Source organism: Hassallia byssoidea VB512170 (assembly GCF_000817785.2).
GTDB lineage: Bacteria > Cyanobacteriota > Cyanobacteriia > Cyanobacteriales > Nostocaceae > Hassallia > Hassallia carrinoi.
Genome location: NZ_JTCM02000013.1, coordinates 65,400 through 90,329, shown reverse-complemented (window position 1 = coordinate 90,329; position 24,930 = coordinate 65,400). Strand labels below are relative to the sequence as shown.

The window sequence follows — 24,930 nt, the reverse complement described above, 5'->3', positions numbered from 1 at the left end:
TAGGATTGCTAAAGAATAATGCAAAGTTTCAACCTGGATCAAACCATCACTGCTTGGTCATCCATTGCCGAAAACGTCAAAGTTCCTCACACCGAAGAGGAATACGATCGCTATCTGCTATGTGTGATTTTAACCTTGGATTCCTTGATATAAAATACCTAAAATTTTATTTAATTCTTTAATATAATAATTATTCAAATCAACAAACAAATCAGCACCTTCCAGCTTCAAAAATTTCCAAATATCTCCTGTCGTCACCGCTCCATAAATAGTTTTAATTTCATTTTCCTCCTGCTGGTTAAAAATCTGTGCTGCCAACATTGCCGCCATACATTGACCTAATCCACCTTTAATGTTTTCATTCTTAGCCTCGACAATAATCATTACAGGTGCATTAATTGTTAACTGTTCCTTAGAGCGACTGATAACAAAATCACAATAACCATTTAACCCCTTCTCGGCATCAACATTAAAATCTGTCCCCGAAAATAAACTAATTTGATAATTAGCCTTACGCCTTACCTCCAACAAAATCGGCGTAATAATCATTTCGGAACGAGCTTTTTCTGTATTAATCGCCAAGGCTAAATCGGTAGTTTCTTCTAAAGTAGTTGTTAGTTGAGTGCTTATTTCTCTAGGTTCAATGTCAGCAAATAAATCAATTCTTTCATCAAGATGAATATTGAAATCCTTTTTAAACTTACTCAAGGTAAAGTCACTATAAGCCATTTGCGTTACCTCATTCTTATTTGCTATGGTTGCTGTTACTAGTTTAGAATGATGTAAATAAACTGCTCTGCTTTTTGGGGGTGAATCGCACCTGACACCATCCCTAAATATACAGTCGTTTGTTGTCGAGTGAAGGCGATCGCGCTTTACGGGTTACTCATGGCGTTGCATCTCACACACAATCTCTGGACAACTCTACAACAGCGGTAAAATAGAAGCAATTCCCTTTTATTGAAAACGTCATACTCAGAAAAGCAGTGCAAAACTATGGCGTACAGCGACTTTACTTTAGAAAAAGCTGCGGCTGTTTTAGGAATCACCACCCAAGAAGCCGATCTGTTTCCCAAGCTTGTACCTCTTTCTATTCCTTCGTGGTTAAATGAAACTTTAGGAAAACGAACTCAGTTATCTCTAATTAGTGAAAAGGCTCGCAGCGAGTTTATTATTGTACCGATTTTACTAGCCTGTCGCGATCTCAGCCAAGATAGCTTGGCTATTTTTTCTGGACAAAGACTTGATGTCGATCCTGCACAGGGCTTGATTGGGGAATGTGATTTTATTTTAGCAATAGCTCCACCTTTACCACCGTTGCGATCGCCAATTCTCACTGTTGTGGAAGCGAAGAAAAATGATGTTGAAGCTGGGTTAGGACAGTGTATCGCGCAAATGGTGGCGGCGGATTTATTCAATCGTTCATCTGGACAAGCAGAAATACCCGTGTATGGATGTGTGACAACAGGAGAAGTATGGCAGTTTCTGCAACTTTCGCAAAAAGTGGCTTTGCTTGATAAGCAAAGATATTACTTGGATAACGTAGGAGCCATTTTAGCAATTGTACAGACAATTGTTCAGCAATTCAGTAGTTAATTTGTGTAACACTTTGTTCTTGCAAGTGGTATCTCACTTGTACAAAAAGAGCGATCGCTATATTCGTATTATCTCTGCTCGTACAGCTACAAGGTACGAACGTAAGCAATATGAGGAGTTTTTGCCATGAGAGATGAATATGATTTTTCTGAGTCTGTTCGTAATCCCTATGTGAAAAATCTGAAAAAGCAGATTACAATCCGCTTAGAAGAAGATGTGATTGAATACTTTAAGTCTCTTGCAGAAGAAACAGGCATTCCCTATCAAACTTTAATTAATCTCTACTTACAGGATTGTGCCAAGTCTAAGCGTAAACCTTCTCTCGACTGGGCATAATGTCTAAACAGTTTGGTGAAGTTGATCGCGCATCAGCAATGGTTGCAGTTGTAGTTGCCAAAATTAAACTAGATATAGCAATTACTGGAGCAATTTTCATATAGTGTGCCGAAAGCGATCGCACTTCCAGTTAGGATGTGAAGAAATAACCGTAATTTCATAATTATGTAGATATATAGTGAGGTGAAGGCGATCGCCTAGTCGCTTAACTTCGTTATCGCAATTGTTTGGATATGAAATATCCTGACGCAACCACAACAAGGTACTGATACATTCTACTGCTGAAGTTGTCTGATTAACTCCAGGGTTTGTTGGTAAGGTTCTGTATTTCCTGCTTCTTGATACAGATTCGCAGCTTTCTGAAAATATGCGATCGCTCCCTGTTTATCTCCTGACTTAGCGCTGACAAAACCTAGACCAAAATAGGCTCTAGGATCGTTTGGCTTGATTTTGATAGCAGAGTTAAAATCAGTGATCCCACCTTGCTTATCTCCCAAAGCATAGCGAACTAAACCTCGCTTGCTGTAAGTTTCGACATCATTAGGATTAATCTTAATAGCTTGGTTCAAATCAGCGAGCGCACCTTGCAAATCTTGTAAGTTAATACGAGCTTCACCTCGTCCGTTATATGCATAGATGTTGTTATAATCAATCTTGATGGCTTGGTTAAAATCAGTAATAGCTCCTTGAAAATCTTTTAATTGGTTGCGATACATACCCCGACCGACATAACCACCAGCATCATTTGGATTAATCTTAATAACTTGGTTTAAATCCGCAATTGCTCCCTGAAAATCTTTCAGTTGAGCGCGGGATAAAGCTCGAATTTTGTATGCATTGACATCGTTATAATTAATCTTGATAGCTTGGTTTGTATCGGCAATTGCCCCCTGGAAATCTTTCAATTGAGTGCGGAAAAAAGCTCTAGTTTTATATGCATCGACATCGTTGGGATTAATCTTGATAACTTGATTGATATCAGCAATTGCTCCTTGCCAGTCTTTTTCTTGCCAGTTCTTTGATGAAGCAGCACGAATAAATGCTCGGATGTAGTATGCTTTGGCATAGTTAGGATTGAGACGAATTGCTTCGTTTAAATTATCGATTCCCCCTTTATAATCACCTTTTCTAAACTTATCTACACCCTGAGCATAAAAATCATCCGCCTTGGGTGCTGTAGCAACTAATGGCGGTGCGGAGATACCCAAATTTACCCCAACATTTGATGATAGCCGCAAAAAAGTATTAATAGGAATGCCCAGATTAAATCCAGTTTTGACAAAAATATTGGGATTGATTTCTGAAGCTTTAAAATTATCCGTGGATGTATCAGCACGACCGTGAATTCCTATCAGTTCGCCTTTGTCGTTTAGTACCGCTCCACCACTCATTCCTGGTAAAGTATCGTTACTATAAACTAATGCGTAACCTTCTTTTAGAGCCTTTGATGCATTAGCGCTAATCTTACCTTCAACAAAATTATAGATACGGCTAGAAATAGCAGCTGTCGCTTTTGGAAAACCTGCTACGTAAGCTATTGTCCCTTCTGTGCTTTGGTCAGAGTTACCTATTTTGGCAACCTTATAATTAATATCACTAGTAAATTGCACTACTGCTAAGTCTATATCTGGCAAACGTCTCACTGTTTTGTAGTTTACTTGATAGCGTAGACTATCTGAGGTGACAATTGCATAATTATCAGGCTTTGCAACTACATGAGCCGCTGTTATAACGGTGTAAGTGTTGCCTTCTTTTTTGATAATTACACCTGAACCAGGATTGTTTGTACTCGCAATTAATACGGTAATTTCTTTAGCAATCTTTCCCACTTCTTGAGAAGATAGCGCTACAGCAACTTGTGTCTGCACAACGACTATTGATACACCAATTAGTGCAGGCGCAAGTCCATAATAAAACCTCATATTCTCATCTCCGAATTTTTTATTAGAAATCGTGTAAATTTACTTTACTTTTCCGACCCTAATTCCTGTAAATATGCATCGATATCAATTGTCAGTTCGTCACCACCGCTTTCATTTAATACCCTACCAGCAGCTAAACCGCGACGGTCTAGCAACTTGAGTAATACAGCACTAGGTTTTGTACCGGGTTTGAGTGTAAATAACAAATTGCTATCTGTACAAGTATCAGATTGATTTGCGATCGCACACACTACTGATTGTTTTTTTATAACTCCAGCAGTGAGATATTTGAGCGTACCATTGTCATAACTGCGTTGGAATCTGTGGGATACTTTATAACAGCGTTGTTGTGCTGTCCACGGAGGTGGAAAGCTATCATCGGAAATCCAACGCAGCATCAGTATTTGTCTCCCGTCTTGCGTGCGTGCATAAGTTGCAGGTACAGTTTTATTTTGATATTTGCTTTTACCACAAAAAAAGCTTGTTCCTTCTGCATAGCTTGGCTGATTCCCCAATGCAGTCACAGTGGCTGAAATCAGTACAGTAATACTAAACAATCTTGTCAGCCCTGTTAACACTTGACCAAAGAGTTTTTGTCTCATAACTAAAAGTGTAATTAGCTCTCAAGGCGTAATTCAGAGTTTTTCCCCACATTTTAGATATATCAGCAAAATGATGAGATTTTGTTGAAAAAAGATTAAAGTATTGATCTATATCCGCGATCGCACCACCATCAAGGGACTTCCAAGGAATAAAATCACCAATCGCAATATTGAGTGTGATGGTGCATTTTACCATAGTTTACCGACTGCAAGAGATCGCGATCGCCTCAGACAACAGGTGCTTGAAAGGCTAGGTTGGAAAATTCACCGGATTTGGTCAACAGACTGGTTTCGTAACAAACCTGTTCAAGTTCGTTTGTTAATAGAAACAATCAAACAACTACAACAAATCAAGAGCTAATTTTATAGATTTGTCTTCGGGCAATGTAAAAGGCGATCGCTACGCCAACGCCATATATTTAGTCTAATAAAACATCAACAAAAAAAGTTTTTGAATTTACAGTTTTTCTCTAACGCAGATTTAATTTCATCGAAAAAACTGGACAGAATAACACTTATATGCTTATAACTTACAAAGAGATATTTTTATAGGAGAGCGTACAACTTACATTTAGGCTAGAAATCGACTCTTTTTTATTCCATCGCCAAAAAACCTTGCTTTACCACCAATTGTAGGAGCGATCGCCAAGCTCGGAGTAATCCCAAGAGTGCATTTGACGGAAAGGAAGACCCATCTTTTGGAAAACGTACTTCTCTTTCACACCAGAAGCGATGAGGTCGGGTTTGAGTGCTTTTACAAACTCTTCAAACTCGTATGCGGTAACGTCGTCGTAAACGATGGTGCCGTTTTCGATGTAGTGAGTGGTACGTTTGTAATCGTCGTTGTGAGCAAACTCATAACCTGTACCAATCATTCTCATACCCAAATCTTGGAATGCGGGTACAACGTGACGGGGACGCAGACCACCAACCATCATGGCGACAGTCTTGCCTTCCAAACGTGGGCGATATTTTGCTAAAATCGCATCCATTGTAGGCTGATATTTAGCAATTACCTTCTCAGCGTTTGCTTGGATTGTCTCGTCAAATTTAGAAGCGATTTCCCGTAAAGATTCAGCAATCTTGGTAGGACCAAAGAAGTTGTATTCCAACCAGGGAATACCGTAAGCTTCTTCCATGTGACGGCTGATGTAGTTCATCGAACGGTAGCAGTGAATCAAATTCATCTTCACGTTCGGTGTCATCATCATTTCATTGATGGTGCCATCACCCGACCACTGAGCGACTACGCGCAAGCCGATTTCTTCTAAGAGGATGCGGCTAGCCCAAGCATCACCACCGATGTTATAGTCACCAATAATGGCTACATCGTAGGGAGTACCCTCAAACTGCTGTTTGCCTTCTTTTCTTTCTTTGTCGGATCTGGTGAATACCCAGTCACGCACCATGTCATTAGCGATGTGGTGTCCCAAAGACTGAGAAACACCCCGGAAGCCTTCGCAACGTACAGGAACTACAGGCTTGTCAATCTCTTTTGATGTTTTCCGAGCTACTGCTTCGATGTCATCCCCAATTAGACCGATGGGACATTCAGATTGAATGGAAACACCACGGTTGAGGGGGAAGAGTTCGTCAAGTTCTTGGATTAGCTTGACGAGTTTTTTGTCACCACCGAAAACGATATCTCTTTCTTGGAAGTCGGAGGTGAAGTGCATCGTACCAAAGGTGTCAACACCAGTGGTGCCGATATAGTAGTTACGACGACCAGACCAAGACCAGTAACCACAACCCACAGGACCGTGGCTGATGTGGATCATGTCTTTGATTGGACCCCAGACCACACCCTTAGAACCTGCATAAGCACAACCACGAGCGGTCATTACACCAGGAAGAGATTTGATGTTAGACTTAACGCCGCAGTCAGCTTTGCCTTCTTCAAATACGTTTAGGTGCTTTTCCCGTTTTTTCTTGGCTTTGTCGGGGTAAGCATCGAGAACTTCTTTAATTAGTTCTTTTCTTTCTTCGACGATGTTGTTGTTTTCTGGAGGTGTCATATTCTGCCTCAGTTGCTCTTTAGGATCTGGTAATAGGGGACTTGTCGTCCCCTCTGGGGTTGGGGGAAACGAAAGGGAAAAGGTCAGAGATGAGATTCTTTCCTTTTTCCTTTTGCTGGGGAATTATGCAGTTGCTTTAGCAGCGTTTTCTGCGGCAATCAGCTTTTCTGCTTCTTCGTCGCTTTCGAGAATACCGAATTCGATCAACAATGCTTCTAGTTCATCCATTTCAATTGGAGTAGGAATGGTGCTACTCTTAATCACAACAGGATGATTTTCTGGGAACTTATGAAATTGGGATACGGTAGGGTTAGTAGTGAAGAGCAGGCTATTGATAACCGCGCACTAGAAAAACAGTTGATGCGTTTACGCTCTGCTGGGGCAAACAAGATTTTTTACGACGTTGGCAAGCGTACCAATGATAAGCGCAAAGGAATAAATCAGTTAATAAAATACATTGAATCGAGTAACCCAGGACAAATACAGACATTAATATTTACTCGGCTCGATCGCATATCCGCTTCTATTGTGCTATTTTATCAGCTAGTCGAAGTTTGCAAGGCAAAGAAAATTAAACTTGAGGCTTTAGATGATGCCATTGATTTAGATTCGGTGGGAGGAGAGTTTTCAGCAGATGTACGGGTTTTAATTGCCAAGCACGAAGTAAAAATGTTATCGTTGCGAGTGCGTAAAGATTTGGAGACAAGAAAGAAAAACAAAAAACCCAGCTACAGACCACCATTTGGCTTTAAAGTTGGTGGTGACAACTACGACCATTACGAATTTGATACAACTCCTCTAGTTTGTTTATTGGATGATTTGAGGGAATTAACTGCGGTTGATGTAGCAAAGATGAGGGTTGAGGCGTTTTTTGAATGTGGCTCTATTCGTTCGGCTACCAAAAAGATGAATGGTTTGTTTGGGGTGTGGAGAATTCAACCAAGAAATGCTCAACCAGACCGAGTAAACATAGTTAACGAAGAGGATGATATTAATAGTAGGTTATGGTCAAAGACTGGTAGTGTCACATCCAATGGATTATTTTTGAGTAGTTCTGGTTTGTCAGCTTGGTTAACAAATCCGGTAATTGCTGGGGGTACGGTGATTGACAAAACCGCACCTGGCAAAAAGTACAGTAAACCGCGTCATGAGCTAAATATTCATTGGGGAACCCATGAAGGAATAATTAGTATTGAGCAACGTGACAAGATACTAAGTATTTTAGCTAAAAATAAACACAATCGCTGGGCAACTGATGATACGGCAGAGAGCAAGATATTTTCTGGACTAGTTTATTGCGCTCATTGCGGTTCAAAAATGACTATAAATGGTACTCAATATTTAAAAAAATCTCAAAAGAATATCAGTTATTTTCAGTGTTTGTACTACCGTAATAATGGTACTTGTGCTAATAAAACCATGATTTCCAGCGTCGAACTGGAAAAGGAGGTTATCAAGATGCTTACTGTGGAAGCAGAACGTTTGAGTATAATTGGTATTGGTGTCGTTAAAGTGGAAGAACCATTAGAGTTAATTACTCTTAAGCAACAACTAGCCCAATTGGAGCGGATACCCGGTAAAAATATCAGTATTGAGAAAGCGATCGCCCAAATCAAAGAAGACATCTTGCTGAAAATAGCCAGCTTGGCTAACATTCAGACTGAATGGACTATTTCACGCGATCGCATTATTAAAGCATTTGCAAACCCTGAGTTTTGGAATTCGATTGACTCATACACCGATAAGAAACGGTTACTCTCGGAGTGCGTGCGAGAAATTAAGGTAGATGGTATGAGGGTATCAAATATCAAGTATCGGCATCAGACTTAAGCAAATATTTTGATTGCTTGCTTTCTTTTTTAGCTGCCTGCTTTTTCTCAAAGGCAATTACCAGACGTGCCACGAGTTCGGGAATTGTTTCTTGATGTGGGGGTTTCTGTTCGGAGTCCATAAATTGACTTGTTCGCCATTATTAAGGTTATTAGCTTGGCGAAAAGTTTCTGTTCGCAGTGATAATTTTGAGGTTATTTAATTTGTATAAACTTCTAAAACTAAGTTCATGAATCGGCGCGAGATTAGTAATAAAGACTTGCTGAAAATAAATTGGTGTAATCATTTTCAATACCCATGAAAATCCTATATATTTAAATATAGTTAGATTTAACTAAATACAAATACCTAGAAAATAATTGTATTAGTGGTGTTTTCTTTTGGGAAAAGTTATTAAACAATCAACGTATTTTAGTTGTTAAATTATCAACAATTAAGCCACAATATCGCTTTAATTGCCACAGTTAGCCAACAAAAGAATATCTTCTGCATAACCAGCAAAATATTTTACCTGTGCATGTTCGATAGATTGAGAACGCATTACCGATGAAGGTTCGACAGCGTAAACTGAATATCCACGTTCGGCGATCGCTCGACTATAACCTTTAGTACCAGCACCAATATCAGCAATAATACTTTTCTTTGGTAGGTTGAGTAAATCAATTAGAGAATTTACAATCCTCAGATCGGGAAGACGCGAAGATCGAGTAGACTTTGCCAATGGAATTGTAGATAGTCATTATTAGTAACCAGTATTTTTATCCACGACATTTCGCATATTTTTTCCGTGGTGGTAGCGTGTTAAATTATCGAGGAAAAGTGCAAGCGATCGCGCTACGATAGATTTGGGAGAATGACCAGAACAGTGCGAAACAATCTTCTTGCATTAGTAACCTACATTTTTGTCCACAATATTGCGTAGTTTTTCTCCTCTTTGATAACTTGTCAAATTGTCGAGGAATACTTCACAATCCGGCTGCGAAGTTGTGGTGTAAGTGCTGAACAATGAGGTGTTATAAATGCATTAGGCAAAGACCAAAAGGGACTTTCTGTCGGTAGTGGTTCCGTTGAAAATGTGTCTAAATGCACTTCTCTATCCAACCCTCACGCAGAGCATTCAGCAACGCATTTTCATCTTAGTACAATCGCTACACAACGTCTGTGGTGGCAGAAGCTTGATTACTATGAAGTTGGGGTGACAACTTTGTTAATTCGTGGTTTTGACTTTGTAGAAGATGCGATCGCAAGCAGCATTGCCATGCAAGCCGCTATCTCGGCGTGGTAGTTTTTTAGAAGTCCTCAAGCCCTTCGATCAAAAAGAACTCTCATGATGTTTCACCCAATCTTTCATCTTGCCTTAAGCGTCCGAGACCTCGAAGAGTCCAAAAAGTTTTATGTTACCACCTTTGGTGCAAAAGTCGGTCGTGTCCGTGACAAGTGGCTCGACATATTTCTCTTTGAAGCTCAGATTACTTTGCACGAACGACCTTCTGAGGTTTTACCGATGAGAGAACATGGCGTGCGTCACTTCGGCGCGATTTTGGCGTGGCATGATTGGGAGACTCTTGCAAATCGTCTTGATGAAATGAGGGTTCAGTTCAAAGTAAAGCCAAATGTTTCTGGTGTGGGTACCGACGCAGAGCAAGCGAAGATGCTATTAAGCGACCCGAGCGGAAATGCAATTGAAATAAAGGCATACAGAAATCTATCTGTCGCCTTGGAAATTGAAGACTTGCAAGAGTAGTAGTTCGCAAAAGTTATACATCGACTGGCGTTGCCCAAAGAATGTTAGAATATGCAGACTTGGGAATTGAGACTTTCATCTTTTCTGGCTATCCGCATCTACAAGAAGCCTACCGCATCGACGAATTACTCTTTGGGCGTTTACCGTTGGAAAATATACCTGTTGTAGAATTATAGCTGACTAGTCCGTTTGGCGAGATAGTTGCCAATCGGGAATTAAGCGAACAACAAGTAAAACAAAAAACCGCAGCTACCGTAGATTAACTGAGAAATTATTACTAGGATTTGACAAAATGGCTCATATTTTAGGAATTGCAGGCAGTCCTTCCCATCCTTCCCGAAGCTATAGCTTAGTAGAGTACGCTAGCAAAATCCTCTCACAACAAGGTTTCACGGTAGATATCATTTTGGCGCGTGATATCCCTGCTGAAGATTTAGTATTTGGGCGTTACAATAGTCCTGCCTTGGAAAAACCGAAAGCTTTATTAGAAAAAGCTTCGGGTGTGATTATTGCGACACCAATTTACAAAGCTGCATACACAGGTGTTCTAAAAGCCTTTTTGGATTTGTTACCGCAGAGAGCGTTAGCAGGAAAAGTCATACTCCCACTTGCCACAGGTGGGACAATCGCTCATTTATTGTCTATAGAATATGCTTTGAAACCTGTGCTGTCAGAATTAGGAGCTAGGCACATACTTAGCACTATTTACACTGTAGATCAGCAAATTAAAATACAACCTGATGGGAGTATCCAGCTAGATGCAGAAATTGAGCAGAGGTTACAGGATGTTGTGCAGGATTTGGTAAAAGCGATCGATATTTCTCCTGTCACAAAAGAAGTAGCTCACGCAGGCGATCGCCCGTAATGTTTCTTCTCCCGGTTGCAAGTAGCAGATGGGTTATTCCTCCCTTGGGCTAAACCTGGACAAAAATGGACAGCCTTCTAACTAGACTGTCTGTGAGCTACGAGCGAATATTTCAAAACAAGGCTGTCCATTTTTGTCTAACATGAGTGATACCCCAGCTTGCTACTTTTCTCAACAATTGCAGGAAGGAGCGCAAAACATATCTTCTGTAGCGATAATTCATGAATTATCGCACTCGTAAATTAAGGACTACGCCGATTTAAAGCGTAAGTCCTAAATTGTTAATAAAACGAGTTAGCCTTACGAATGGTCATCGTTTTAAACTTGATTTTTTGTAATAATATTTTATACCAAAAACATAGTAGTTTGTCAATCAAAGTTTGTTTTCTTTAAATAAGGTTCGCTTCGGGGTGCAAAGTTGCCGTTCGCGCAGCGTGTTGCAGACAAGGCTACCGCAGAGCGACAGAGAACGCAGAGGAAGAGAAAGAGAGAAAGATTCACCAAAATTGGTAAGCCAAGCATTGTTGGTGTGACGGACTAATAGATTATTTATGGTCAACAATAGCGCTATGCGTGAGTGAGGGAATAAGTACAGATACTTGTTCTTCATAGTTGCTTAAATAGAAGTTTTAGAGAGTGCGACTTATGAAGGAGTATCGCAAAGAGCGTGCTTAATTATAAAGCGTTGAAAAACTAGGTATAAGTTGAAAGGTTCCACTTTTCATCAAGATAGAGAGTCCCAACCAGATTAATACGAAGGGAAAGATTTTCCGACCATAGCGGGCAAGAACCGGAGCCATGAGAGGATTACGAGTCATGTGGTAAGACATAAAACACCACAATCCAACCGTAAAATAGCAAACACATAAGATTACGCTTAAACTGGAAAGATTACTACTGGCAAATAATGGCACATAGATTCCAATATTGTTTCCCCCATTGGCAATGGTGACAGCAGAGACGCGGTAAGTTTGGCGATCGCGTAAAATTGCAAATAGCGATTTTTTCTGACGCTGAGGTTTAGCAGCATTTAAGTTAACTGACACATCTTGCACTACTTCTTGATTATTTTCTCGACTCATGAGATGAGTCACGCCAATTGCCACTGGAAGCAAACCTAGCAATCCAATCCACGCTTCTGGAAGAACTAAACCACCTAAGAAACCAGGGAGACTAGCAAATACTAAGGCAGTGAATCCCACAAATTCACCGACAATAACATGCTTGGGACGAAACGAACGATTCACTTTACCAAAGAAAGCCGTCAAATATAAATTATCATCAAAGGTAGTCGCAAAAGCAGCAGAAATCCCGATAAGTAAAGTACCAATTAACCAACTCATATTTGTTGCTCTTAATGATTTAATGTGTCTTCGTCCTAGTCCCTCCCCGTTTTTTCAGGTGAGGGCACATGATTGAGATTGTTTTGCTTGTTTTGCCTAGTATCAGCAGACAAATCCCGCTCATAAATTTGAATGAGCGATAAGCAAAGCTTTAACCCTCCGGGTTATCGCGCTTCAATGAGCTAATGATTTTTTGCTGCAAAATACCTTGGCTTGATTTGAAATCAATATTATTCGTTTTTACTTAATGACAGCAAATATTATTTATTTTTAAAACGATAAATAAAATTGATGAATAACTTAACTATCCGTTTTGACATTGAGGCGAATTGATATGACCGCTATTGAATGAACGATGTATCAATCTTAAACGGCAACAACTTCTCATCAGACTATTTTGCCGATACGATCGCCCAAAGCATAAACACAGATTTCCCGGCTCAAATCGCGTTTAGCTGATGAGTGGATTCGGGATGTGAATCGATTTGACCGCAATGAAAAAGCATTATTCACTTCTTAGCGTGCAATGAATGCTGCATTCGCTTTTGGCAGAGAATATTAACCATAACTACGCATCGTCTGAACTTGAAAGCCGACTTGACCAAGTTCTCTGGCAATATCTGTCGCTTTGTATAACCGCAGGCGGTGTACTTCGTCATCCCGTCTGTAGTGTTCTCCCACCTTCCACTCAGCTGATAATCCGACGGGTTAAGGTTTCTTGCTCTGGATTTTCCTGCTTCTCGACGAGTACCACCCAATCCTTTCCTTCAGTAAATCCGCGATTCTGTTCTTGTGTGACCTGTCCTGGTTCTGCAATGTCGAAGATAAAGACACCTCCAGGAGTTAAGGCGTTATATATGCGATGGAACAGATGAATTAGTGTTTTTTGATCGCTATCTGGATCAAACAGATAATTAAGGCATTCACCGATTGACGTAACCGCATTACACAGTGGAATATCAGCCTTGAACAATGAGCAAACGCGATCGCACTGCACTCTTGCTCTTGTTCGTGCGATCGCAATCATTGACTCAGAAATATCAATTCCAAGAACTTGGTAGTCAGCTTTTACGAACTCTTGCGCCGATAATCCGCTTCCACAACCTAAGTCTACTACCAATCCGGATTGTATCTTGTTTTGAGCCAGAATGGATAATATGCCGGGAGCAGACTTGAGAGCATAGTCATGGAAACCGGCATCATGAATAAACGCTCTTGTCTTGTTTGTAATACTCTTGCATAATTTTAAGACAATATTTTATTTATCCCTCATTCTAAAAAAAATAGGCTCTTGACTTTCGGAGAATATATGAGAAGCTAATAATTAGATAACCTAAATATACCACCAAGGAATGTACTGCCGGTGACGAAACTGACCCGAAAAGGCTTGACTATCATCTGTGGACGACTTTATCCACGGGTGGCGATGTAATCAGGAGAAAAACAGCCCCATGAAGCTCGGTAAACCCTCCCAAGAATGTGCCGTTAAAGTAATGGATACGATTCCGTTATTAATGCGGTTTATCCGAGCGGATATGCGTGAGAATAGTGTAGCGTCTCTATCTATACCGCAATTGCGCTCAATGCTATTCATCAAACGCAATCCGGGAGCGTCTTTATCAGAACTTGCGGAACATTTAGGCGTAACTTGTGCTACTGCTTCTACAACTACAGAACGGCTAGTACAGCGTAATTTTATTCAACGTAGCGACCATCCCCAGGAAAGACGACGGGTGGTTCTCAATCTTACTCCTGAGGGTAAGCACCATCTTGAGCAAACCCTTGCCCAAACTCGCACTCACATTGCAGACTTGCTAGAAAGTCTGACGACAGAAGAAATTGCACACATTGAAGAAGGGTTGACTCTACTTAAACATGTCTTCGAGCGATCGTCAGTTAAAAAAGCACCTTAAAGCTGAGGCTGTAAAACAAGATGCCTTTGCAGCGTTGAGAATTCGTGACTATCGACTATTTATTATTGGACGGGTACTGCTGTTTACAGGGTTTCAAATTAGAAATATTGCAGTGGGTTGGGAACTGTACGATCGCACTGGTTCAGCAATGGTTTTGGGGGGTGTCGGTTTGGTACAAGTGTTACCAATCTTCGCGCTAACATTAATTGCCGGACATGTGGCAGATAAATGCGATCGCAAACGCATCATGATGATAACAGTGCTGCTATCGTGTTTATCTTCGCTGGGGTTAGCAGTAGCTTCCTATACCCAAGCACCAATTTATCTAGTGTATGCTTGTTTGCTGCTAACAGGTGCTGCTAGAGCATTTAACAAGCCTGCTAGCGATTCTCTTCTGTGGCAGTTGATACCTAATAGTTTGTTTACGAATGCAGCCACTTGGAATAGTAGCAGCTTTCAACTTGCCTCAGTAATGGGACCAGCTATAGGAGGATATGCGATCGCTTCTTTAGGTAGTGCAACGGGAGTATATATAATTGCAGCTTTTATTACCTTTTTGTCTTTCGTTTCCGTAACTTTGATTAAAAAGCCGAAAACAATTCTTTCCAAAGAACCACTTTCCATCAAAGCATTATCTGCTGGTGCTAAATTTGTCTGGCAGAATCAGTTAATTCTCGCAGCTATTACCTTAGATTTGTTTGCCGTATTGTTTGGGGGTGCGACAGCCTTACTACCAATTTTTGCTAAAGATATTTTGCGGGTAGGACCGATAGAACTGGGATATTTACAAGCAGCACCCTCAATTGGTGCGTTGATTATGGCGTTAATTTTGGTACATTCGCCCCCCCTACGCAAAGCCGGAAAAGCTCTACTTTTATCAGTTATCGGCTTTGGCGTGGTGACGATTATCTTTGGCTTATCGCGTTGGTTTTGGCTGTCACTGCTGATGTTGGCGTTAAGTGGCGCATTCGATAATATTAGCGTTGTGATTCGCCAGACATTGGTGCAAATTCGCACTCCCGATTATTTACGCGGTCGGGTTGCGGCTATTAATGGTGTGTTTATTAGTGCATCGAATGAGTTGGGGGGTTTTGAGTCTGGTTTGGCTGCGGCTTTATTTGGTCCGGTGGTTGCCGTTGTTGGTGGGGGAATCGGGACGATTTTGGTAGTAATTGCCGTGGCTTCGATATGGTCGGGGATTGGCAAGTTAGGGGCATTGCATGAGTATGAGTAGTTAGTTTTGGGTTTCACGAACTATATTAGGTAAGATCGGAGGGTGGTTGACTACTGCATATGTCTAAGCCCTCAGAAAAGTTTATTTTTAGGAGAAACTATGACGGTAACAGGTAAGCATTATTTGACACCATTTTTGCCGCATATGGGACAAACACCAGAAGAACAATTACAAAAAAATCACGCTGCTATGGAAATGTTAAGCAGATGGATAAAAGAAGAAATCTCAGAATACGAGTCAATTCAAAGAGAAATATATTTTGATTCTTTCAAAAAAATAGTTGATAATGAACGATTGCCAAGACATAAAATTTACTCTCAATAATGATTGTTTTTCTAGATACAGTTGAAGGCTTAGAGTGCTTGCCGTTCAGAAACACCTCGCTTGCAGCAATGGTGGAATGTGGTGCGCGATCGCCCTACAATTCGGGTAGTTGAAAATCCCGTGAGTTACTATTTAGAAAGATTTACCAAGATTCTCGGTGAACCTACTGCCTCGGTGCTGCTCAAAAGTAGGGCAGGTGTCCTCCCCAATGACGGCAGGTGCGGGACTCGGAGGGAACCTCCGCACGGCACAGCCAAACCTATGCCCAATTACCGATTACCGATTACCCATTACCTAATTAATCCAAAATCCTGTTAGGGTATGAGCCTATCCAATTCAATTTTATCCAAACCTGTTTTAGAGGATTTGCCTTATGTTGAGGCAGTTCTCAATTACCTGACTCCAATGGCAGAAAAGCCTGTTTACTACACCTACGAACCACCACCAGGTGTTCCAAAACAGAACCAAGTGTACGAAAAGCACAAGCTGCCGATCCGCAATGCTCGTCCGATTATACAAGACTTATCCCTAGACCGAGAGGGATTTGCTTACGCCTCTGTCAACAGTGCTGTCCGCGACTTTTATGACGATGACGAAGTGCGCCACATCTATTATAGAGAAGCCGAGGAACTTTTAACAGATGTGACGGGTGCAAAAAAGGTGCTAGTGTTTGACCACAACCTCCGTAATATTGAGCGGGCGAAGCAGGGTGAGAACGGGGTAGAAGAGCCAATAAAGCAGGTACACACCGACTTCACCGCCAAGTCTGGCTATAGTCGCGCTCGTGCCGTGCTGACAGCACTTGGTACAGATGACCCCGATGAACTTCTGCGACATCGGTTCAGCATCGTCAACGTCTGGCGACCGATCGCTCTGACAGTTCAAGAGTCTCCATTGGCGGTGTGTGACGCGCAAAGCATCGCGCCGAAAGATTTGGTAGTTGCGGATCTTGTATATCGCGATCGCGTTGGCGAGACTTACGAAATTACGTACAATCCAGCACACCGCTGGTTTTATTTTCCACAATTGCAACCAAATGAGGCGTTATTTATCAAGTGCTTCGACTCTGCGGAGGATGGACGGGCGCGGTTTGCAGCACACACTGCCTTCGACGACCCAACAAGTCCGCCGGATGCCCCACCCCGCGAAAGCATTGAATTGCGGGCGCTGGTCTTTTATGGCAACTAGTGCTTTGTATCATTAATTTTGAGTGGTTGCAAGATTCTCGACTTTTTCAAGAAGTCGGGAATCTGACCATTGGTAATCTTATATTATAACACTTTCAGGCGCGTTTGCCCTATTATTTAAATAGATGCGCGTTGTATTGTCTGTTCAAATTAATATTTTTGTGGGATGGGCATCTTGCCCGTCCCTGATATAAAGCATCCCTTAATTGTGCAACGCCCATTTTCTACTGATGCCCTAAGATGGGATGAGGTTTGTAAGGTTCCTCAAGCAACTTCCGCTCGTCTGAAGAAAGTTCCAAATCTACAGCCTCTACTGCATCTTTAAGATGTTCTATCTTACTAGCACCAATGATAGGAGCGGTTACACCCGGTTGGTGCAACAGCCAAGCTAGAGCAATCTGTGTTGGGGTAACTCCACGTTGTTTAGCTAATTCTACGACGCGATCAACTATTTGAAAATCTGACTCTTGATAGTAGAGATTGTGGGCAAAATCATCGGTTTTCGCCCTTATAGTCTCACCGTAGCTTTGCTTTTGCCGATTTCCAGCTAAAAAGCCGCGTGCAAGGGGACTCCAGGGAATTATCCCAATTCCCTCAGCGCGAGATAAGGGTATTACTTCTCGTTCTTCTTCCCGATAAACTAGGTTGTAGTGATTTTGCATGGAAACAAAGCGCGTCCAGCCGTGTTTGTCTGCGGTGTAAAGGGCTTTGGCAAACTGCCATGCGTACATACTCGATGCACCAATGTAACGTACCTTACCCGATTTTATGACATCATGCAGTGCCTCTAAAGTTTCCTCAATCGGTGTAGAGTTGTCCCAACGGTGAATTTGGTACAAATCTACGTAATCTGTCTGTAGTCGTCGTAACGAAGCATCAATGCTATCAAAAATATGTTTGCGAGATAGTCCCTTATCATTGGGATCATCACCCATTTGGCTGTAAACTTTGGTAGCAATGATGACTTGATCTCTTTTAGCAAAATCTTTGAGCGATCGCCCTAATATTTCTTCACTAACACCCAAAGAGTAAACATCAGCGGTATCAAAGAAATTAATCCCCAACTCCAAAGCAAGTTTGATAAATGGGCGACTTTCTTCTTCTTCTAGTATCCATTCTCGCCATTTGCGAGAGCCATAAGTCATTGTACCAAGAGACAGGCGCGATACTTTCAGTCCGGTTTTGCCAAGATTAACGTATTTCATATTCTTTACTTTACTGTCGCTGTGTTGGTCATCTTTGCAAACAGTTAGGATTTTTCTGTCTCTAGGTATTATACAACGGTATGTCTATCAATTTATTGTATCTTATAAAAATGAGTAGCGTAAAAGGTTGTCAGATTCCCGACTTCTTCAATTGACCATCCGTAAAGCGCGAAAAAATAGCTATTGGTGTATCCTGGTTTTTCATCAGATAAAATTAAACATACTAAATTTATGCTTATCTAAACTTCAGAAAATCTAATACTTGCTCAGGTTTTCTACGGCAAAGTTTTGAGACTCACTGAAATTCCTAAACCTGAGACAATCAAAGCGAATCAGGTGCGGTATGTTCTGGGAAATATTCGCTCTTCATATTAGTATTGAGAAAAACCCGGATAATGCAGTATCTAGACGACATATTTGTTACTTAGTAAGTGATTTACAGGCTTTTCAGAAATATTTACAAGCGTATGGTGTGGAAATTATTCTCGATCAACAACCAATACCAGGACGCGATAGCGAAGCGCTGCTGCCAAGGGCAGATCGCTTCTTTTTACGCGATCGGTAGTGGAAATCGAATAGAAATAGCAGAAAAATTCACAATCATAAAAAATGATTTTTGACCAAGAAGAATTTAACCTACGCTGCGAATAGGGTGCAAAAGGAGTTTCTGAACTCGCACCTATTAGTGATGTCGTTGTTATAGTTGATGTTCTATCTTTCTCAACTTCAACAGAAATTGCTACAAACAATGGTGCAATCATTTATCCCTACCAATGGAGAGATGAGTCAGCGCTTGACTATGCACAATCTCTACAAGCAGAATTATCAATCTTGTCGTTTATCCAAAGATGGTTATTCGCTTTCTCCTGCATCTCTAACTAAAATTCCTGCGGGAACTAAGCTGGTTGTACCATCTCCTAACGGTTCCTCTCTGACGTTGCTGACTCCAAAGACTCCCACCATCGCTGGTTGTTTGCGAAATAGTGAAGCTGTGGCAAAATTTGCTCAAAAATATGGATCTCGAATTGCAGTAATTCCCGCAGGTGAAAAGTGGGAAGATAACACCCTACGTCCAGCATTTGAAGATTTAATTGGTGCTGGGGCAATTCTTAGTTATTTAAATGGCAGTCTATCACCAGAAGCAGAAACTGCTGTAGTAGCTTTTCATGCATTCAAGCATGATTTATTAACGTATTTGAAACAATGCAGTTCTGGAAAAGAATTGATTGCCAAAGGTTTTGAGTTAGATGTTGAATTAGCAGCAGCTTTTAATGTTAGCGATTGCGTACCTTTGTTTACTGAAAACGTTTATATCAACAACAACTTAGTATAAAGTCAGGTGAAGTCTAAAGACTTGAACCCCGCTTAATTCGTAAAGTAGTGATGGTTGTTGCTTTTAGTATGACTATTTACTTTTTTATTCATGGTTAGCACGCGATCGCCAATACCATATAACTCCAATTTATGCTGACATAATAACAACAAATACTTTTTTATTCTATCAAAAAATATAAATTATTAAAATCTTGTGACAAACGTCTCAACACGATTTGGGTAAGACTTCATCCCCCTAATACCGTTTCAGCTTAAGGCTGATACATATTGGCAAGCTTTCTTAGGCTTTCTTAGGCAGGGGGAGTGATTTGTACCAAGATTTTTGTGAAATGGTATAACATGGAATCTTTTACAGAAAGCTTAAAACTATAAGTAGCACATGGATTGTAATTTAGAGCAGTTTGCTAGCGATAACAACTCTGGGATTTGTCCGGAAGCATTGGAATACATGATTAAGGCAAACCTGGGTAGCGCTCCCGCTTATGGAAATGATGAATGGACTTTGTTAGCAACAGACTATTTTAGAGACTTATTTGAAATTGATTGCGAAGTCTTTTTTGTGTTTAATGGTACTGCGGCAAATTCATTATCATTGGCTGCCTTATGTCAATCATACCATAGTGTGATTTGCCATGAAAATGCCCATATCGAAACTGATGAATGTGGTGCGCCGGAATTTGCTTCTAATGGTTCCAAGCTGCTACTTGCTAAAGGGGAAAATGGCAAGTTAACACCGGAAGCTATTGAAGCAATTGTAAATAAGCGGGCGGATATTCACTATCCCAAACCGAAAGTAATTAGTCTAACTCAAGCGACAGAATTAGGAACTTTATATTCAATCGATGAACTAGTTGCGATTAAGTCAGTTGCCCAAAAGTATAATTTAAAGATTCATATGGATGGCGCTCGTTTTGCAAATGCAGTGGTGGCGATGAATAAAAGTCCTGCGGAAATTAGCTGGAAGTGTGGGATAGATGTGTTGTGTTTTTGCGGGACAAAAAATGGCATGGCGTTGGGGGAAGCGATTATTTTTTTTAATAAAGCGACTTCAGAAGATTTTGCCTATCGCTGTAAACAAGCGGGACAACTTGCATCGAAAATGCGATTTATTTCCGCTCCTTGGCTTGGGTTATTGGAAACGGGTGCTTGGTTTAAGAATGCACGTCATGCAAATCAATGTGCTGAATATTTAGAAAATCAATTGCTAAAAATAGAAGGCGTTGAGATGATGTTTAAGAGAGAAGCCAATGGTGTTTTTGTGAAGTTACCCGAACAAGTTATTACAACCTTAAGAGAGAAGAATTGGCAGTTTTACACATTTATCGGTGTGGGAGGAGTGCGGTTTATGTGTTCTTGGAGTACAACTCAGGCAAGGATCGATGAATTGGTGGATGATATAAAGGAAGCAAAAGCCTAATATCACTTTACCGAATCTAAAACCCAAATGATGACTAATCTGATAGAATACGAAGACAGTAGCGACGAAGTGCGTGCAGTATATGATGATATCCGCGCCACGCGGCAAACTGACTACATTAACAACTTTTGGAAAGCCTTAGCCAACCATCCCCCCACCCTGCAAAGAACCTGGGAAACGCTGAAGGAAGTAATGGCTAGTCCTGGGGAAATAGATCCACTGATGCGCGAATTAATTTATATTGCCGTGAGTGTGACAAATGGTTGTGAATACTGCATTGCCTCGCATACGGCAGCAGCCCGTGGGAAAGGAATGAGTGATGGTATGTTTGGAGAAGTGATGGCAATTATCGCCACCGCAAACATGACTAATCGCCTCGCCAACGGCTATCAGATTCCAGTGGACGAGCAATTTAAGACGTAAGAGCATTGCAAACACTATGAAAGAAGATACCACCGAAATTACTAGTTTTCACGCTCATGTCTACTTCGATACAGCAACTCGTGATGCGGCTGCGCGTGTACGCGATGACTTGGGCGCTAGATTTGATGTACAGCTAGGACGCTGGCATGAGAAGCCTATCGGACCACACCCAAAAGCGATGTATCAAGTTGCATTTTCACCAGAGCAATTTAGCAAAGTTGTTCCGTGGTTAATGCTTAATCGTCAGGGGTTGGATATTCTCGTCCATCCTAATACAGGCGATGATGTGGCAGACCATACCGAGCATTCTTTGTGGCTGGGAGAGAAACTAGAATTAAATATTGAGTTTCTAAGGCAGGTTAGAACGAGCTAAAAAATGTTTGTGTCAAATTTTACCGTAAAGCCATTTCCTGGGCGGCTTCTACCATCGTTACATCCCTTGCAAAAACCCAGCGCCTTATGGGGACAGGCTTGTTTTGTAGATCCGCAATTACCCACGACAAATGAGTGATGTTCGCGCTTCGCGTCTCCCCGAATCGAGAAGCCTGTCCCCATTTGGCGAGCGTAGGACTCGCCCCTCTAACTTGTTCAATCGAACCACCTTCAAAGGTCATGTAGCCGAAGACAGAAAGCGTCAATCATCGATGGTCCAAGCGTCAGCGTTTTTTGGTGAATTGAACTGCAATCTTATTGTTTTTCCAATGGTCACGCGGAGTTTCAACGGCTTGCACATCGCGCTTGATCGCTGTTGCAAACGCTGCTGCTACATCGTTGGGCGAAACATCTTCGCCGCGCAGCTCTTTAATTCGTTTGCCCGTCCAATCTTCAAGCATTGCTTCTGCACACACACGCCCGATGTCGGCAGTGGAAACCATCGGGATTTGACGCTCAAGCGGCGTTAAGAAACTCGGCAATACGCCTTGTAATGAGGCTGTTGCGACAACACCTGCCCAGTTCTGCATAAACCACGCGCAACGCACGAACGTCACCCAAACGCCCGTTTCACTCATCATTTGTTCCACATATAATAAAATCATCCCGCATCACACAACGGCAAACACACAGCGATCGCTTTCTCACTTCTTTTCCTAACTTTTAACCCTGACCAAATAATTATTAATTCATAATTCATAAAGCACGCGCATTAAAGGGGTAAAGCTGAACGAAATCGTTCGCGTTCGCGTTGGCGTTAGCTCCGCGTCTCGTAGAGAAGCGTCTCGTATTGTATCAGTTTGACCAATATGTGCGTCATAATTATTTTTATGTGAGCGTTATACACGGCGCACAACGAGGAGGTTCGGTGAAAATCTCGCAAGTGAGCGTTATTGATATCAGCGGGTTAATAAAAAAAAGCGGCGATTTGACAATTCCATCTCAAATCGGGCAAGCGTGTCGTGAGTGCGGGTTTTTTTATATCGTTGGACATGGTGTGGATGAAAAGTTGCAGCAAAGGCTCGAACAACTCAGCCGACAGTTTTTTGCTCAGGATCTGGAAACTAAGCTGAAAATTCGCATGGCTAGTGGTGGTAAAGCATGGCGGGGGTATTTTCCGGTTGGAGGTGAATTAACATCCGGCAAACCTGACCTGAAAGAGGGTATTTACTTTGGTGCCCAATTGGGAGAGGATCACCCACTTGTGCAAGCTGGTACTCCTATGCACGGTTCTAACCTCTTCCCTGACAACATACCTTTATTTTGCGAGACAGTCCTGGAATATATGGAGGCGATGACGCAACTTGGACACACGCTAATGGCTGGTATTGCTCTGAGCTTAGGGCTGGAAGAGTCCTATTTTGCTGACCGTTACACATCAGACCCCTTGACATTGTTTCGTATCTTTAACTACCCTGCATCTAACGATCGAGATAGGTGGGGTGTGGGAGAACACACTGACTACGGTGTTTTGACGATTCTCAAACAGGACGATTCCGGGGGATTGCAAGTGAAGTCAAAGTCAGGCTGGATTGCTGCGCCTCCTATTCCCAATTCATTTGTGTGTAATATCGGAGATATGCTGGATCGGATGACGGGAGGATTGTATCGTTCTACACCTCATCGCGTTTTGAATGTGTCGGGAGGCGATCGCCTTTCGTTCCCGTTCTTTTTCGATCCCAATTTTGATGTTGAGGTGAAGCCGATTGAATTAGATCATGTGGTGGTAGATGATCAGCTACAACGCTGGGATCAAGCTAGCGTTCATGACTTTCGGGGAACGTATGGGGATTATGTATTGAGTAAGGTGTCGAAAGTTTTTCCAGAGTTAAGGCGATCGGTTTTGTAAAAATTCTGTTAAATGTTTGTCTTTTTTTATACAATATAAGCCAACTCTCCTCCTTTGAGGAATAAAGTATTGTCAGTAGCATAATTAATACTTAAGTTGCTCTCAAAAGCAAATTATCGCTCTTGAAAAACTCTATAAATAAACTATGTCAGTGTTTAGTCAGATTGTTGATTTTTTACCAGAAAAAACTGAACTGATGGTGCTTGTTAAGCCATCAGAAGATGTAGATGAAGAGTTAAAGCGTTTGACTGTCCGAGAAATTAAAGTGCAACCAAAAAAAGCTGGTGTATATGTTCCAATTTCTCTTGACGAGCTTCTGAAAATTAAGTTTAGCATTTCAAAAGCAGGAAAGCTTAGTAGGGACTTGGAACGATGTAAATTTAGTACCCCTGTTTTACCTAACGAGCAACTAAAAAGTTTGAACCAGACTTATCAGGAAATTTCGAGACTATTTGAAAAAAACCGATTGGCTCCTGGAGGTAAAGTATACGATAACATTTACTTCAAGGATAAAGATGATTGTTGGAAACTATTGGAGATTCTGAGAGACAGAATTTATCAGCCTTTTGAAGATGAATTTGAAAAACAGCAAAGAATAATCAATGAGAAAGATGATGTCTATGTAAGACCACTTGTGGAGAGCGAAAATTTATTTTTTTTAGAACTTGAACAAAAAGATAAACGAATTGACGTATTACAATCGCAAAATAAAAATTTACAAGAGCAATCACAGGAATTTAAGACTAAATATGAAAAAAGCAAGCTATTCGCTTATCAACAAAAGCTTGATGAATTTAAAAACAGATTAAAAAGCGATTATCCAGAGACTAGCGGTACAGATTCTTGGCAAGAGTGGATTTATAAGAATAATTGGCTGTTTGGCATTCAATATGGAAGCTCTATTGCACACCCACAAGTAGGTTTTAGAAGCATTCTTGACTATTTGTTTCCAACTCCAGATGGATTTATTGACATTTTAGAAATCAAAAAACCATCACATGATGTTATCAAAGAAGATAAATCCCACCCTGGAGCTTTTAAATGGTCTAGTGAAGTAAATGAAGCTATTGGACAAGTCGTAAACTACTTACACGAAATAGAGTTACATCAACTTGAAATTGCCAAAAAGCTTAAGCAAGAACTTTCACTTGAATTAAGCGCTATAAAACCGCGTGCTTTTATTTTGATAGGAAGGTCTGATGACTGGAATGAAAAGCATAAGGAAGCTTTTAGAAGGCTAAATCACTCATTACACGGAATAGAAATTCTAACTTATACAGACTTACTTCAAAGAGGGGAAAATCTGATGAAAGTATATGCTGATTAGCTGTTCACTAAGCCAATGTATCTCGATGCAT

Annotated in this window: 33 protein-coding genes and 2 pseudogenes; 22 read left to right on the top strand and 13 right to left on the bottom strand. The window is 41.1% G+C overall.

Annotated elements, in window-relative coordinates; genetic code table 11:
- The first annotated feature begins 18 nt into the window (after positions 1 to 18).
- Complete coding sequence (locus PI95_RS36745; protein ID WP_268896715.1) at positions 19 to 153, top strand: hypothetical protein; 135 nt, start codon at positions 19 to 21, stop codon at positions 151 to 153.
- Here PI95_RS36745 and PI95_RS09355 read toward each other — a convergent pair.
- Positions 130 to 729, bottom strand: a complete 600-nt coding sequence (locus tag PI95_RS09355) for a hypothetical protein (protein WP_201280371.1) — start codon at positions 727 to 729, stop codon at positions 130 to 132. The two genes, PI95_RS36745 and PI95_RS09355, sit on opposite strands and share 24 nt — an antisense overlap.
- Positions 730 to 996: 267 nt before the next feature.
- Between PI95_RS09355 and PI95_RS09350 the strand changes: the two genes are divergently transcribed.
- Both PI95_RS09350 and PI95_RS09345 read left to right on the top strand, forming a co-directional pair.
- Positions 997 to 1,596 (top strand): hypothetical protein, encoded by a 600-nt coding sequence (locus PI95_RS09350; RefSeq protein ID WP_039753411.1) that lies wholly within the window; start codon positions 997 to 999, stop codon positions 1,594 to 1,596.
- Positions 1,597 to 1,722: 126 nt separating this feature from the next.
- Positions 1,723 to 1,932, top strand: coding sequence for a BrnA antitoxin family protein (locus PI95_RS09345; RefSeq protein WP_039753412.1), 210 nt, complete (start codon positions 1,723 to 1,725; stop codon positions 1,930 to 1,932).
- Between the two features lie 275 nt (positions 1,933 to 2,207).
- On the opposite strand, the gene PI95_RS09340 is transcribed toward PI95_RS09345, so the two are convergent.
- Positions 2,208 to 3,854 carry a serine protease gene (locus PI95_RS09340; protein ID WP_039753414.1) on the bottom strand — a complete coding sequence of 549 codons (1,647 nt, stop codon included), beginning with the start codon at positions 3,852 to 3,854 and terminating at the stop codon, positions 2,208 to 2,210.
- A gap of 44 nt (positions 3,855 to 3,898) precedes the next feature.
- Positions 3,899 to 4,456 (bottom strand): COP23 domain-containing protein, encoded by a 558-nt coding sequence (locus PI95_RS09335; protein WP_039753415.1) that lies wholly within the window; start codon positions 4,454 to 4,456, stop codon positions 3,899 to 3,901.
- A 103-nt stretch (positions 4,457 to 4,559) separates the two neighbouring features.
- On the opposite strand from PI95_RS09335, the gene PI95_RS09330 reads away from it, so the two are divergent.
- Entirely contained in the window at positions 4,560 to 4,817 is a 258-nt protein-coding gene (locus PI95_RS09330; protein WP_039753417.1) for a PDDEXK-like endonuclease domain-containing protein, read from the top strand.
- Between the two features lie 259 nt (positions 4,818 to 5,076).
- On the opposite strand, the gene nifD is transcribed toward PI95_RS09330, so the two are convergent.
- Together nifD and nifH are read right to left on the bottom strand one after the other, a co-directional pair.
- Positions 5,077 to 6,471, bottom strand: a complete 1,395-nt coding sequence (nifD, locus tag PI95_RS09325) for a nitrogenase molybdenum-iron protein alpha chain (RefSeq protein ID WP_063842459.1) — start codon at positions 6,469 to 6,471, stop codon at positions 5,077 to 5,079.
- A 123-nt stretch (positions 6,472 to 6,594) separates the two neighbouring features.
- Positions 6,595 to 6,720, bottom strand: a pseudogene (gene nifH / locus PI95_RS09320) (nitrogenase reductase); the annotation flags it as partial.
- 39 nt (positions 6,721 to 6,759) lie between these two features.
- Here nifH and xisF point away from each other — a divergent pair.
- Entirely contained in the window at positions 6,760 to 8,301 is a 1,542-nt protein-coding gene (xisF, locus tag PI95_RS09315; RefSeq protein WP_163518739.1) for a fdxN element excision recombinase XisF, read from the top strand.
- On the opposite strand, the gene PI95_RS09310 is transcribed toward xisF, so the two are convergent.
- From PI95_RS09310 to PI95_RS37150, 3 genes are all read right to left on the bottom strand, one after another.
- Entirely contained in the window at positions 8,279 to 8,422 is a 144-nt protein-coding gene (locus tag PI95_RS09310) for a hypothetical protein (protein WP_163518738.1), read from the bottom strand. The two genes, xisF and PI95_RS09310, sit on opposite strands and share 23 nt — an antisense overlap.
- Positions 8,423 to 8,752: 330 nt before the next feature.
- Positions 8,753 to 9,022: a class I SAM-dependent methyltransferase gene (locus PI95_RS09305; protein WP_052325835.1), complete on the bottom strand. Its 270-nt coding sequence runs from the start codon at positions 9,020 to 9,022 to the stop codon at positions 8,753 to 8,755.
- 224 nt (positions 9,023 to 9,246) lie between these two features.
- Complete coding sequence (locus PI95_RS37150; RefSeq protein ID WP_336507193.1) at positions 9,247 to 9,390, bottom strand: NAD(P)-dependent oxidoreductase; 144 nt, start codon at positions 9,388 to 9,390, stop codon at positions 9,247 to 9,249.
- Between PI95_RS37150 and PI95_RS37145 the strand changes: the two genes are divergently transcribed.
- From PI95_RS37145 to ssuE, 4 genes and pseudogenes are all read left to right on the top strand, one after another.
- Complete coding sequence (locus PI95_RS37145; RefSeq protein WP_039753421.1) at positions 9,377 to 9,586, top strand: hypothetical protein; 210 nt, start codon at positions 9,377 to 9,379, stop codon at positions 9,584 to 9,586. The two genes, PI95_RS37150 and PI95_RS37145, sit on opposite strands and share 14 nt — an antisense overlap.
- A 42-nt stretch (positions 9,587 to 9,628) precedes the next feature.
- The gene (locus PI95_RS09290) at positions 9,629 to 10,045 is read left to right on the top strand and encodes a VOC family protein (protein ID WP_039753423.1); all 417 of its coding nucleotides are present in this window, start codon (positions 9,629 to 9,631) and stop codon (positions 10,043 to 10,045) included.
- A 29-nt stretch (positions 10,046 to 10,074) separates the two neighbouring features.
- Positions 10,075 to 10,308, top strand: a pseudogene (locus tag PI95_RS09285) (alkanesulfonate monooxygenase); the annotation flags it as partial.
- A 29-nt stretch (positions 10,309 to 10,337) separates the two neighbouring features.
- Entirely contained in the window at positions 10,338 to 10,910 is a 573-nt protein-coding gene (gene ssuE / locus PI95_RS09280) for an NADPH-dependent FMN reductase (protein WP_039753425.1), read from the top strand.
- Positions 10,911 to 11,581: 671 nt separating this feature from the next.
- Here ssuE and PI95_RS09275 read toward each other — a convergent pair.
- From PI95_RS09275 to PI95_RS35750, 3 genes are all read right to left on the bottom strand, one after another.
- A complete protein-coding gene (locus PI95_RS09275; RefSeq protein ID WP_039753427.1) occupies positions 11,582 to 12,253 on the bottom strand; it encodes a cadmium resistance transporter in 672 nt (223 codons plus the stop codon).
- A 558-nt stretch (positions 12,254 to 12,811) separates the two neighbouring features.
- The gene (locus PI95_RS36740) at positions 12,812 to 12,934 is read right to left on the bottom strand and encodes a hypothetical protein (protein ID WP_268896712.1); all 123 of its coding nucleotides are present in this window, start codon (positions 12,932 to 12,934) and stop codon (positions 12,812 to 12,814) included.
- Positions 12,935 to 12,941: 7 nt separating this feature from the next.
- Positions 12,942 to 13,373 carry a class I SAM-dependent DNA methyltransferase gene (locus PI95_RS35750; protein ID WP_236117000.1) on the bottom strand — a complete coding sequence of 144 codons (432 nt, stop codon included), beginning with the start codon at positions 13,371 to 13,373 and terminating at the stop codon, positions 12,942 to 12,944.
- 331 nt (positions 13,374 to 13,704) lie between these two features.
- On the opposite strand from PI95_RS35750, the gene PI95_RS09265 reads away from it, so the two are divergent.
- The 5 genes from PI95_RS09265 to PI95_RS09245 all read left to right on the top strand — a co-directional run bounded on the left by PI95_RS09265 (position 13,705) and on the right by PI95_RS09245 (position 16,912).
- Positions 13,705 to 14,166 (top strand): MarR family winged helix-turn-helix transcriptional regulator, encoded by a 462-nt coding sequence (locus PI95_RS09265; protein ID WP_039753429.1) that lies wholly within the window; start codon positions 13,705 to 13,707, stop codon positions 14,164 to 14,166.
- The gene (locus PI95_RS09260) at positions 14,129 to 15,400 is read left to right on the top strand and encodes an MFS transporter (protein ID WP_039753431.1); all 1,272 of its coding nucleotides are present in this window, start codon (positions 14,129 to 14,131) and stop codon (positions 15,398 to 15,400) included. The genes PI95_RS09265 and PI95_RS09260 overlap by 38 nt, the downstream gene beginning before the upstream one ends.
- A 99-nt stretch (positions 15,401 to 15,499) precedes the next feature.
- Entirely contained in the window at positions 15,500 to 15,724 is a 225-nt protein-coding gene (locus tag PI95_RS09255; protein ID WP_039753433.1) for a hypothetical protein, read from the top strand.
- Between the two features lie 60 nt (positions 15,725 to 15,784).
- The gene (locus PI95_RS35745; protein ID WP_236116999.1) at positions 15,785 to 16,042 is read left to right on the top strand and encodes a hypothetical protein; all 258 of its coding nucleotides are present in this window, start codon (positions 15,785 to 15,787) and stop codon (positions 16,040 to 16,042) included.
- A 3-nt stretch (positions 16,043 to 16,045) separates the two neighbouring features.
- Positions 16,046 to 16,912 (top strand): CmcJ/NvfI family oxidoreductase, encoded by an 867-nt coding sequence (locus PI95_RS09245; RefSeq protein ID WP_039753434.1) that lies wholly within the window; start codon positions 16,046 to 16,048, stop codon positions 16,910 to 16,912.
- 223 nt (positions 16,913 to 17,135) lie between these two features.
- On the opposite strand, the gene PI95_RS09240 is transcribed toward PI95_RS09245, so the two are convergent.
- Entirely contained in the window at positions 17,136 to 18,116 is a 981-nt protein-coding gene (locus PI95_RS09240; RefSeq protein WP_039753435.1) for an aldo/keto reductase, read from the bottom strand.
- A 343-nt stretch (positions 18,117 to 18,459) separates the two neighbouring features.
- Here PI95_RS09240 and PI95_RS09235 point away from each other — a divergent pair, with 343 nt between their 5' ends.
- The 6 genes from PI95_RS09235 to PI95_RS36735 all read left to right on the top strand — a co-directional run bounded on the left by PI95_RS09235 (position 18,460) and on the right by PI95_RS36735 (position 21,802).
- A complete protein-coding gene (locus tag PI95_RS09235) occupies positions 18,460 to 18,681 on the top strand; it encodes a VOC family protein (RefSeq protein ID WP_052325836.1) in 222 nt (73 codons plus the stop codon).
- A gap of 141 nt (positions 18,682 to 18,822) precedes the next feature.
- Positions 18,823 to 19,449: a 2-phosphosulfolactate phosphatase gene (locus tag PI95_RS09230; protein ID WP_236116998.1), complete on the top strand. Its 627-nt coding sequence runs from the start codon at positions 18,823 to 18,825 to the stop codon at positions 19,447 to 19,449.
- A gap of 381 nt (positions 19,450 to 19,830) precedes the next feature.
- The gene (locus PI95_RS09225) at positions 19,831 to 20,868 is read left to right on the top strand and encodes a threonine aldolase family protein (protein ID WP_039753436.1); all 1,038 of its coding nucleotides are present in this window, start codon (positions 19,831 to 19,833) and stop codon (positions 20,866 to 20,868) included.
- A 30-nt stretch (positions 20,869 to 20,898) separates the two neighbouring features.
- Positions 20,899 to 21,291, top strand: a complete 393-nt coding sequence (locus PI95_RS09220) for a carboxymuconolactone decarboxylase family protein (protein WP_039753437.1) — start codon at positions 20,899 to 20,901, stop codon at positions 21,289 to 21,291.
- Between the two features lie 16 nt (positions 21,292 to 21,307).
- Positions 21,308 to 21,664 (top strand): DOPA 4,5-dioxygenase family protein, encoded by a 357-nt coding sequence (locus PI95_RS09215; protein ID WP_039753441.1) that lies wholly within the window; start codon positions 21,308 to 21,310, stop codon positions 21,662 to 21,664.
- Between the two features lie 9 nt (positions 21,665 to 21,673).
- Entirely contained in the window at positions 21,674 to 21,802 is a 129-nt protein-coding gene (locus tag PI95_RS36735) for a hypothetical protein (RefSeq protein ID WP_268896711.1), read from the top strand.
- 145 nt (positions 21,803 to 21,947) lie between these two features.
- Here the strand turns inward: PI95_RS36735 and PI95_RS09210 are convergent, their stop codons facing one another.
- Positions 21,948 to 22,328: an NmrA family NAD(P)-binding protein gene (locus PI95_RS09210; protein ID WP_052325837.1), complete on the bottom strand. Its 381-nt coding sequence runs from the start codon at positions 22,326 to 22,328 to the stop codon at positions 21,948 to 21,950.
- A 227-nt stretch (positions 22,329 to 22,555) separates the two neighbouring features.
- On the opposite strand from PI95_RS09210, the gene PI95_RS09205 reads away from it, so the two are divergent.
- Entirely contained in the window at positions 22,556 to 23,572 is a 1,017-nt protein-coding gene (locus PI95_RS09205) for an isopenicillin N synthase family dioxygenase (RefSeq protein ID WP_336507192.1), read from the top strand.
- 145 nt (positions 23,573 to 23,717) lie between these two features.
- Entirely contained in the window at positions 23,718 to 24,899 is a 1,182-nt protein-coding gene (locus PI95_RS09200) for a Shedu immune nuclease family protein (RefSeq protein WP_039753445.1), read from the top strand.
- Positions 24,900 to 24,930 lie beyond the last annotated feature (31 nt).